Consider the following 5,219-nt stretch of genomic DNA (forward strand, 5'->3'; position numbering starts at 1 on the left):
CGCCGCGCGGTGGTGCTCGGCGCAGGCGTGCTGGGCCTCGAGGTCGCCACCGGACTCGCCGCGCGAGGGCTCGCCGTCACGCTGGTCCATCACGCCGACCGCCTCATGGAGCGTCAGCTGGGCTCCGCCGCCTCGCAGATCGCGGAGAGCTCGCTGGGCCGGCTCGGCATCACGGTGGTCACCCAGGCCTCGGTGACGCGAGCGGTCGAGCGGCGCGGCCGCATCTGTGCCGTCGAGCTGTCGAACGGCACGGAGGTGCTGACCGACCTCCTGGTGATGTGCGCGGGCACCATTCCCGAGACCGCCCTGGCCCGCCGCGCGGGGCTGCCGTGCGAGCGCGGCATCGTCGTGGACGAGCACCTCGCCTCTCCGGCCGACCCCGCCGTGTTCGCCATCGGCGACTGCGCCCAGCCGCCCGAGGGTGGCAGCGGGCTGGTCGCGCAGGGCTGGGATCAGGCTGCCCGCCTGGTGGACGCATGGTCGGGCACCGCCACCGCCCGGCCCCATGGGGACGACGCGGAGCACGACATCACCAACGTGGTGCGCGTCAAGGCGCCGGGCCTCGAGGTGGTCACCATGGGCCTCAGCGGCAAGTTCGATCATGGCGAGCGCGAGCTGCGCGCCGTCCGGATCTCCGACCCGGCCGTGGGCCGGTTCGTCGAGGTGGTCGTGTCCCACGGCCTGCTGGTGGGCGCGACGGTGGTGGGCGACAAGGCCACCGCCACCGAGCTGCAGGCGCTGTACACACGGTTGCTGCCGGTGCCCACGGATCCGGCGCACCTCATCGTGCGTCCCATCCCGGGCGCCGCGCCCGCCGCGCGCAGCGCCGCAGAGATGGACGCCGACCACACCGTGTGCCAGTGCAACGGGGTGTCGAAGGGCCGGATCTGCGACGCGATCGCGGGTGGCTGCGAGTCCCTGGAGGACGTCGCGCGCGCCACGCGGGCATCGACCGGATGCGGCGACTGCACGCCGCTGGTGAAGGAACTTCTCGCGGCGTCGCCGACGCCCGAGGTCGACAAGGTCCCCGCGCTCGCGGGGACGGGGGAGGGTGCACGATGACCACGGAGCACATCGTCGTGGTGGGCGGCGGCATGGTCGCCCACCGATTCACCGAGGCGCTGCGCGCCCGCGACACGGGCGGGCGCTACTCGGTGGAGGTGCTCGCGGAGGAGCCGCGCGCTCCTTACGACCGCGTGGCACTCACCAGCTACTTCACCGGACGCACGCCCGAGGACCTGCAGCTGGGCGACCCCGCCCTGTGGGATGACCCGCTGGTCACGCTGCGGCGAGACTCGGGCGCGACGGCGGTGGACCGTGCGCGGCGCGTCGTCACCGTCGAGGGCGGCCGCGAGGTCGCGTACGACCACCTGGTGCTCGCCACCGGCTCCTACGCATGGGCCCCGCCCACGCCCGGTGCGGACCTGCCTGGGGTGTTCATGTACCGCACGGTGGACGACGTCGCCGCGCTGCGCGGCTGGGTCGAGGAGCGCCGCGAGGCGCTGGGCCGTCCCGTGCGGGGAGCCGTGATCGGCGGCGGCCTGCTGGGTCTCGAGGCCGCGGGCGCCCTCCAGGGTCTCGGATGCGTCAGCACGGTGATCCAGTTCTCGGACCGGTTGATGAACCTGCAGGTCGACGAGGGCGGCGGCGAGGCGCTCAAGCGCCTCATCGAGAAGCTGGGCGTGACGGTGCGCGTCAAGACCGCCACCACCGCGATCCGGGCCGACAAGGACGGCCACGTGGGCTCGCTGATATTCGCCGATGGCGGCGAGCAACTGGTGGACGTGGTGGTGTTCGCGACCGGCGTGCGGCCGCGGGACGAGCTGGGCGCGGCCGCCGGCCTCGAACTGGGCGCACGCGGTGGAGTCGTGGTGGACGACACCTGCCTCACCGCGGACCCCGCCGTCACCGCGATCGGCGAGGTCGCGTGCATCCAGGGCGCCTGCATCGGCCTCATCGCCCCGGGAAACACCATGGCGGAGATCGCGGTCGACCGCCTGCTGGGCGGCGCGAGCACGTTCCCCGGTGCGGACACGGCGACCAAGCTCAAGCTGCTCGGCGTGGACGTCGCCTCCTTCGGCGACGCGTTCGCGACCACCCCGGGCGCCCTCGAGATGGTCTACGCGGACCCGGTCAACGGCGTGTACAAGAAGTTGGTGCTGACCGACGACGCGACCACGCTGCTCGGCGGAGTGCTCGTGGGCGACGCGTCCGCGTACGCCTCCTTGCGTCCGCAGGTGGGCGCTCGGCTCCAGGGCGACCCCGCCGGCTGGCTGCTCCCCGAGGGTGCGATCGAGCGCCCCAACGTCGAGCTGCCCGATGAGGCAGGCGTGTGCTCGTGCAACAACGTCTCCGCGGGCGCCATCCGCGACTCGGTCAACCACGACGGCTGCACCGACCTGGGCGCGGTGAAGGCGTGCACCAAGGCCGGCACCTCGTGCGGTTCGTGCCTGCCGCTCGTGAAGAAGATCATGGCGACGGAGCTCGAGAAGTCCGGCATCGAGGTCTCCAACGCTCTGTGCGAACACGTCGAGATGTCCCGCGCGCAGCTGTTCGATGCGGTGCGCGTCGCCGAGCTGACCACCTTCTCCGAGATCATGGACCGGTTCGGCACGGGTCGCGGCTGCGACATCTGCAAGCCCGCGATCGCGTCGATCCTCGCCTCCCTGTACAACCAGCACGTGCTCGCGGAGGGACGTGCGGCGCTGCAGGACACCAACGACCGCGTGATGGCCAACATGCAGAAGGACGGCACCTACTCGGTGGTGCCGCGGGTGCCGGGCGGCGAGATTCTGCCCGAGCACCTCATCCTCATCGGGCAGATCGCGCAGGACTATGGGCTCTACACGAAGATCACGGGCGGCCAGCGCATCGACATGTTCGGCGCCAGGCTCGATCAGCTGCCCGGCATCTGGAAGCGGCTCGTGGACGCGGGCATGGAGTCCGGCCAGGCCTATGGCAAGTCGCTCCGCACCGTGAAGTCCTGCGTGGGCTCCGATTGGTGCCGGTACGGCGTCCAGGACTCCGTGGGGCTCGCGATCGCGCTCGAGCTGCGCTACCGGGGGCTGCGCAGCCCCCACAAGCTCAAGTTCGGCGTCTCGGGCTGCGCCCGCGAGTGCGCGGAGGCACGCGGGAAGGACGTGGGCGTCATCGCCACGGACAAGGGCTGGAACATCTACGTGGGCGGCAACGGCGGCTTCACCCCGGTGCACGCGCAGCTGCTGGTCGAGGACGTCGACGACGAGGCGGTGTTCCGCATCATCGATCGATACCTGATGTTCTACATCCGTACCGCGGACCGCCTGCAGCGCACGGCGCCCTGGCAGCAGGAGTACGAGGGCGGCCTCGACGCGATCCGCAAGGTCGTCGTCGACGATTCCCTCGGGATCTGCGCGGACCTGGACGCCCACATGGCTCGCCACGTCGACACGTACGAGGACGAGTGGAAGGCGGTGCTGAACGACCCGGAGCGGCTCAAGCAGTTCACCTCCTTCGTCAACGCCCCCGACCAGCCCGATCCGTCCCTCGCCTATGTCGAGCAGCGCGGACAGCGGCGACCGGCCACGCCGCAAGAGCGCGAGGCTGGCCCCGTGCTCATCGCCTCAACCACCCTGGAGGTCCGCTCGTGACACTCGTCGAAGGCTCGATCACCACCACCCGCGTGTGCGCGGTGGCGGACCTCACGCCGGAGCTGGGAGTCGCCGCGCTGGTGGCGGGGGAGCAGGTGGCGGTGTTCCTGCTCGCGGACGGCTCGGTGCACGCGGTGCAGAACCTCGACCCGTTCTCGGGCGCGTACGTGATGTCGCGCGGCATCACCGGATCGCGCGGTGACGTGCCCACCATCGCGTCGCCCCTCTACAAGCAGGTCTTCTCGCTGCTCGACGGCGCGTGCCTGGTCACCATGGACAAGGATCCGAAGCCCGGGCTCGCCCCCGACTTGGCCGTGCACCGCGTGAGACTGGACAATGGCGAGGTGTTCATCGACCTAGCGGGCAGCGTGTGACGGCACTCTTCGGACTCGACCTCTCCGGGCGCCGCGTGGTGGTCGCGGGCGGCGGCCAGGTGGCGTCACGGCGGGTGCGGCGGTTCCTCACCGAGGGTGCCGATGTGCTGGTGGTGGCGCCCGAAGCCACCGACGACATCCGGCGTCACGCCCAGCACGGCGACCTGGCCTGGGCGGACCGGGGCATCGTCCCCGAGGACCTCGACGGAGCGTGGTTCGCGCTTGCGGCAACGGACGATGCGGCGCTCAACGATCGTGTGGCGCAGTGGGCCGAGGCGCGGCAGGTGTTCTGCATCGACGCCTCGGACGCGGCGCGGGGAACGGCCCGCCAGGCGGCATCGTCCCGGCACGGCGACATCACGGTGGGCGTGGTCTCCAACGACCGTCCCGACCCCGCGCGGATTCGCGCGGTGAGAGACGCGGTCGCGGCCCACATCGACGCCGGCGAGGTGGACCTGCGCCGCCGGCGCCCGGGCGGCGGGCGGGTCATCCTGGTGGGCTCGGGGCCGGGCGACCCCGGCCTCATCACGGTGCGCGGTCGCCAGGCGCTTGCGGAGGCCGATGTGGTGGTCACCGATCGACTCGGCGCCACCGAGCTGCTGGTCACCGTCCCTTATGACGTCGAGGTCATCAACGTCGGGAAATCGCCGGACAACCACCCGGTTCCTCAGGCCCAGATCAACCGGATCCTGGTCGAGCACGCGCTCGCCGGGCGCACCGTGGTGCGGCTCAAGGGTGGCGACCCGTTCGTGTTCGGGCGCGGTGGCGAGGAGGCGCACGCATGCATCGCGGCCGGGGTTCCGGTCGAGGTGGTGCCGGGCGTGACGTCCGCCCTGTCGGTGCCCGCGCGGGCGGGGATTCCCGTCACCCAGCGTGGGGTGGCGACCTCGGTGCTGGTCACGAGCGGCCATGCGGGCGCGGACCCCGCCGCGGTGGCGGCGATGGCGGCGGGCGCGACCGTGGTGGTCCTCATGGGCGTCTCGGCGCTCGAGGGAATCGTCGAGGCGGGCATGCGCGGCGGCGCGAGCCCCGAGACGCCGGTGGCGATCATCGAGCGCGGTACCACCGACGAGGAACGGATCACCCGCGCGACCCTCGCGGACATCGTTGTTAGCGCGCGGGAAACAGGAGTGAAACCTCCCGCGATTATCGTCATCGGAGACGTCGCGCGGCCGGATCTCCTGGCCTCTGAAATTGCGGCGACGCCCGAGCAGCA

Annotated in this window: 4 protein-coding genes; all 4 read left to right on the top strand. The window is 71.8% G+C overall.

Annotation, left to right across the window (positions count from 1 at the left end; translation table 11 throughout):
- Positions 1–1,062, top strand: a 1,062-nt coding sequence (locus Q0L54_RS10275) for an FAD-dependent oxidoreductase (RefSeq protein ID WP_296667840.1), incomplete at its 5' end; no start/stop codon positions are given.
- A complete protein-coding gene (nirB, locus tag Q0L54_RS10280; RefSeq protein ID WP_296667842.1) occupies positions 1,059–3,629 on the top strand; it encodes a nitrite reductase large subunit NirB in 2,571 nt (856 codons plus the stop codon). The genes Q0L54_RS10275 and nirB, both read left to right, overlap by 4 nt.
- The gene (locus Q0L54_RS10285; RefSeq protein ID WP_296667843.1) at positions 3,626–4,003 is read left to right on the top strand and encodes a nitrite reductase (NAD(P)H) small subunit family protein; all 378 of its coding nucleotides are present in this window, start codon (positions 3,626–3,628) and stop codon (positions 4,001–4,003) included. The genes nirB and Q0L54_RS10285 overlap by 4 nt, the downstream gene beginning before the upstream one ends.
- The coding region (gene cobA, locus Q0L54_RS10290) for a uroporphyrinogen-III C-methyltransferase (protein ID WP_296667845.1) at positions 4,000–5,219 on the top strand (1,220 nt) is incomplete at its 3' end. The genes Q0L54_RS10285 and cobA, both read left to right, overlap by 4 nt.

Origin of the sequence: Demequina sp. (assembly GCF_024642165.1) — a bacterium.
Lineage (GTDB): Bacteria > Actinomycetota > Actinomycetes > Actinomycetales > Demequinaceae > Demequina.

Bases quoted from the DNA above. Each gene is read 5' to 3' on its own strand.
- nirB (WP_296667842.1), top strand. From the start codon at position 1,059: ATGACCACGGAGCACATCGTCGTGGTGGGCGGCGGCATGGTCGCCCAC.